The sequence below is a fragment of the Streptomyces sp. 150FB genome (assembly GCF_000818195.1).
Taxonomy (GTDB): domain Bacteria; phylum Actinomycetota; class Actinomycetes; order Streptomycetales; family Streptomycetaceae; genus Streptomyces.
Genome location: NZ_JTHL01000001.1, coordinates 848,251 through 854,085 on the forward strand (window position 1 = coordinate 848,251; position 5,835 = coordinate 854,085).

Genomic DNA, 5,835 nt, shown 5'->3' on the forward strand with positions numbered 1-5,835 from the left:
ACCAGCGGCCACCGGCCGGTCCAGACCGGTCAGTCCGTTCACCCAGTCCTCGCGGTGCTGTCCGACCACCACCGCCCGGTAGCCGAACGCGGTGCGGGCGGCGAGCGTACTGCCGACATCGACCGGGTTCTCGTCGACGGCCGCCAGCAACTGCTGGGCCTGCGCTCGTACGGCTTCCGGGGTCTTGCCCGACAACAGCCACGGCACCACGGCGGCCTCGGGGGCGGCGGCCGGCTCGACCGGGGGCACCGACTCGATGATCGCGTGGGCGTTGGTGCCGCTGATACCGAAGGAGGAGATACCGGCGCGGCGCGGCGCGCCCGCGTCCTGCCACTCGCGGGCCTCGGTCAGCAGCCCGACGGGGCCGGCGGACCAGTCGATGTGCGGCGACGGCTCATCCGCGTGCAGCGTCCTGGGCAGCATGCCGTGACGCATCGCCAGCACCATCTTCATGATCCCGGCGACGCCGGCGGCGGCCTGTGTGTGGCCGATGTTCGACTTCACCGACCCCAGCCACAACGGCCTTTCCTCGGGCCGGTCCTGACCATAGGTCGCCATCAGCGCCTGCGCCTCGATCGGGTCGCCGAGGGACGTACCCGTACCGTGTGCCTCGACCACGTCCACCTCGGACGGCTTCAGCCCGGCGTTGGCCAGCGCTTGGCGGATCACCCGCTGCTGGGACGGTCCGTTGGGGGCGGTCAGCCCGTTGGAGGCGCCGTCCTGGTTCACCGCGCTGCCACGCACCACGGCCAGTACCGGGTGTCCGTTGCGGCGGGCGTCCGACAGCCGCTCCAGCAGCAGAACGCCGATGCCCTCCGACATGCCGAAGCCGTCGGCGTCCGCCCCGAAGGACTTGCACCGGCCGTCCGCGGCCAGCCCGCGCTGGCGGCTGAACTCCACGAACCCGCCGGGGGTGGCCATCACCATGACGCCGCCGGCGAGAGCCAGCGTGCACTCGCCGGACCGCAGCGCCTGGGAGGCCAGGTGCAGGGCGACCAGGGAGGAGGAACAGGCGGTGTCGACGGTGAGAGCGGGGCCTTCGAGACCGAAGACGTAGGAGAGGCGGCCGGAGACGACACTCGCCGAGTTGCCGGTCGCGATGTAGCCCTCACCCGCCTCCGGATCACCGGCGAGCAGGGTGATGTAGTCCTGACTGTTGGTGCCCATGAAGACGCCGCCCGGGGTGCCCTTGAGCGAGTCGGGGTCGATACCGGCCCGTTCGAAGGTCTCCCAGGTGGTCTCCAGCAGCAGCCGCTGCTGCGGGTCCATCGCCAGCGCCTCGCGCGGACTGATGCCGAAGAAACCGGCGTCGAACTCCCCGACCGCGTGGAGGAACCCGCCCTCCCGCACGTAGGAGGTGCCGGTACGGTCCGGATCCGCGTCGTACAGCCGGCTGACGTTCCAGCCGCGGTCGGTGGGCAGACCGGAGATCGCGTCACCGCCGGCGGCCAGCAGCTCCCAGAACTGCTCGGGGCTGCTGACACCGCCGGGGAACCTGCATCCCATGGACACGATGGCGATCGGTTCGTCGGAGGCGGCGGCGGCCGGCGACGCGGCCACCACGGCGGTGCCGGTGTCGGCGAGTTCGGTGAGGAGGTGGCCGACCAGGACCGACGGCGTCGGGTAGTCGAAGACCAGGGTCGCCGGAAGCTTCAGCCCGGTGGCCTTGGTGAGCCGGTTGCGCAGCTCGACGGCGGTCAGTGAGTCGAAGCCCAGTTCGCGGAAGGCCTTGCCCGTCTCGATGAGATCCGGGGAGGCGTGGCCGAGTACCACGGCGACCGCGTGCAGGACCAGGTCCAGGATGTGCCGCTGCCGCTCGTGTTCGGGCATGGCGGCCAGTCGGCCGCCCAGAGAGGAGCCGCTCGCGGCGCCGCCGGAGGCGCGGCGCACAGGACCGCGCACCAGGCCGCGCAGCACCGCGGGCAGGGTGTCCTGCCGCCGCAGCGCGGCGTGGTCGACACGCACCATGACGGGAGCGGTGAGGTCGGCGGAGAGCGCCGAGTCGAACAGGGCGAGGCCGCGCTCGGTGGAGAGCGGCAGCATGCCGGACCGGGCCATCCGCCGGACGTCGCCGTCGTCGACCCGGGCGGTCAGTGCGCTGCGCTCGGTCCACATGCCCCAGGCCATCGACTGTCCGGGCAGCCCGGCCGCCCGGCGGTGCTGGGCAAGCCCGTCGAGGAACGCGTTGGCGGCGGCGTAGTTGCCCTGGCCGGGGGCGCCGAAGGAGCCGGCGGCCGAGGAGAACAACACGAAGGCGGCGAGGTCCGCGCCGCGCGTCAGCTCGTGCAGGTGAAGCGCCGCGTCGGCCTTTGCGCGGAAGACCCGGCCGAGGCGCTCGGGGGTGAGATCGGTGAGTACGCCGTCGTCGAGGACGCCCGCGGTGTGGATCACGGCCGTCAGGGGTCGGTCCAGGGTCCGAAGCACCTCGGCGAGGGCGGCCCGGTCGGAGACGTCGCAGACCAGCGAGCGGACCTCGGCGCCGGGAACGTCCGGCGCTCCGCCGCTGCGACTGAGCATGACCAGGTGGCGCGTCCCGTGCTCGGCGACGAGGTGACGGGCCACCAGGCCGGCCAGCACGCCGCTGCCGCCGGTGATCAGTACGGCGCCTTCGGGGTCGAGCGCGCGGGGCGTGGTGAGGACGAGCTTGCCGATGTGCTTCGCCTGGCTGAGGAAGCGCATCGCCTCGGGAGCGCGGCGCAGATCCCAGGTGCGGACGGGCAGCGGGGTCAGCACGCCCCTCTCGAAGAGGCCGAGCACCTCGGTCAGCATCTGGTGGATCCGGTCCGGACCCGCGTCCATCAGCTCGAACGCCTGGTAGCGCACACCTTCGTGATCGGCCGCCACCTGTGCCGGGTCCCGCGGGTCGGTCTTGCCCATCTCGATGAACCGGCCGCCACGGGGCATCAGGCGGAGGGAAGCGTCGATGAGTTCGCCGGTGAGGGAGTTGAGGACGACGTCGACACCCCGGCCGCCGGTCGAGGCGTGGAAGGCGCTCTCGAAGTCGGCGGTCCTGGAGGAAGCCAGCCGGTCGGCGGGCAGCCCGGTCGCCTCCCACTTGCTGTCGCTCGCCGTGCCGTAGACCTCGGCGCCCAGGTGCCGGGCCAGTTGGACTGCGGCCATACCGACGCCCCCGGCCGCGGCGTGCACCAGGACGGACTCTCCGGCGCGCAGACCGGCCAGGTCCACCAGCCCGCGGTAGGCGGTGAGGAAGACCACCGGTACCGAGGCGGCCTGTTCGAAGGTCCAGCCGTCAGGCATCCTCGCCAGCAGCCGCCGGTCGGCGACCGCGGTCGGCCCGTAGCAGCCGGCGAACACGCCGCAGACCCGGTCGCCGACGGCGAGGTCGGCGACAGCCGCCCCGGTCGCTGTGACGACGCCGGCGCCCTCGATACCCATCGGGCCGGGTTCACCCGGCAGCAGGCCGAGGGCGTTGAGGGCGTCGCGGAAGTTCATGCCGGCGGCGCGGACCTCGATCCGCACCTCACCGTCGGCGAGCGGCCCCGCCAGTTCGGGCGCGGGCAGCAGGGCCAGGTTCTCCAGTGTGCCGCGTTCGGTGCTGCCCAGCAGCCAGGGGACGTCGCCGGCCGGCGGCAGCAGGGTGTCGCCGGCGGAGGCGCGGACCAGCCGGGGCCGGTGGGCGGTGCCGTCGCGCAGGGCGAGCTGCGGTTCACCGGTCGCGACGGCGGCGGCCACGAGGTGTTCGGACGCGGCGTCGGTGTCGACCAGGACGAACCGGTCGGGGTGTTCGGCCTGCGCGGAGCGGACCAGGCCCCACACCGGGGCGTGTGCCAGGTCGACATCCGCGTCCGGCGTGGTGGCCACGGCAGCCCGGGTCAGGATGACCAGCGTGCCCGCGCCGTCCTCGGCGAGCGCCTGCTGGATCCGCGCGAGCACCTGGGCGGTCGCCCCGTGCGCCGTGGTCGCGTCGACGGAGAACACCTCGGGCGCCGGGTGGGTGCCGGCCGCGTCCAGCGGCAGCACCGGCCAGCCCATGACGTACGGGAGTTCACGCGCGGCCCGGAACAGTTCGGGGTTGAGCGGGCGGACCACGAGCGACTCTACGGTGACGACCGGCTCGCCGGACCCGTCGGCGGCGGCCAGGGCGACCGAGTCCGGTCCGGTCGCGTGGACGCGCACCCGTAGGACGCTCGCACCGGATGCCAGCAGGGACACCCCGCGCCAGGCGAACGGCAGCCTGGCCTCGTCGTCGTCGAAGAACGCGCCCAGCCCCGAGGCCTGCAATGCCGCGTCCAGCAAGGCCGGATGCAGCCCGTAGGACTCGGCTTCCTCCTGCTGGGCTTCGGAGAGGGCGACCTCGGCGAACAGCGTGTCGCCCTGTCGCCAGGCGGCACGGAGTCCCTGGAAGGCCGGTCCGTAGACAAAGCCGCGCTCGGCCATCCGACCGTAGTAGCCGTCGATGTCCAGGGCCTCGGCCCCCGCGGGCGGCCAACTGTGGGCGGTGAAACCGGTGGTGGCTCTCGTCGCGGCGAGTGTGCCGCCGGCGTGCCGGATCCACTCCTGGTCGGCGGGGGCGTCGTCCGCCCGGCCGTGGACCGTCAGCGGGCGGCTGCCGTCGGCGCCCGCCGCGCCCACCACGAGCTGGAGTGCGATGCCGCCGCGTTCGGGAATCACCAGCGGCGCCTCCAGCGTCAGTTCCTCGACCGTGTCGCAGCCGAGGTGGTCGGCGGCGTACTGGGCGAGTTCCAGGAAGGCGGTGCCCGGGAGCAGCACCGTTCCGTTGACGGCGTGATCGGCCAGCCATGGGTGGGTACGCAGCGACAGCCGGCCCGTGAACAGGTGCCCGTCGGCGTCGGCCAGCGGCAGCGCGGCACCCAGCAGCGGGTGTTCGGCGCTGCGCAGACCGGCCGAGCTCACGTCGCCGCTGGAAACAGCCGTCTCCAGCCAGTAACGCTGCCCCTGGAAGGCGTATGTCGGCAGGTCAGGATGGGCGGGGGAACCGCTGACGAACGGTGCGAAGTCCACCGCCACACCGCGCGAGAACAACTCACCCGCCGAGATCAGGAAACGGCGCAAACCACCCTCGTCACGGCGCAACGTGCCCACGACCACAGCGTCCTCAGCGGTCTCCTCGATCGGCACCGTGAGCACCGGATGAGCACTGACCTCCACGAACGCACCGTGCCCGGCATCGATCAGGGAACGTACAGCGCCCTCGAACTCAACCGTCTGCCGCAGATTGCGATACCAGTACCCGGCATCCAACTCCGAACCGTCAACCCAGCCGACATCAACACTGGAGAAGAACGGCACACGCGCCTCACCCGGCGTCACCCCCTCAAGTACGGACAGGATCTCCTCACGGATCTCCTCCACATGGGCGGAGTGCGACGCATAGTCCACCGGGATCCGCTTCGCCCGCTCCACCGACGCCAACACCGCGTCCAGACCGGCAGGGTCACCCGACACCACCACCGACGACGGCCCGTTCACCGCAGCCACCGACACACCCGCCGGCAACAACTCCCGCACCCGCTCCACCGAAAGCGGCACAGACACCATCCCACCACGACCCGCCAAAGCGCGGATCGCACGCGACCGCAACGCCACCACCCGGGCGCCGTCCTCCAGGGACAACGCACCCGCCACCACAGCAGCCGCGATCTCACCCTGCGAATGACCCACCACCGCATCGGCGACAACACCCACCGACTCCCACACCGCGGCCAGCGACACCATCACCGCCCACAACACCGGCTGAACCACATCCACCCGGCCGAACTCACCCGCCGCCACCACCTCCGACAACGACCAGTCCACAAACGGCGCCAACGCCGCCTCACACTCCGCCATCCGACCCGCGAACACCGGCGAAGT

1 protein-coding gene is annotated in these 5,835 nt (G+C 72.3%); it reads right to left on the bottom strand.

Annotation, left to right across the window (positions count from 1 at the left end; genetic code table 11):
• On the bottom strand, positions 1–5,790 hold a 5,790-nt coding region (locus QR77_RS03305; RefSeq protein WP_236710521.1), incomplete at its 3' end, for a type I polyketide synthase.
• Between the last annotated feature and the right edge of the window lie 45 nt (positions 5,791–5,835).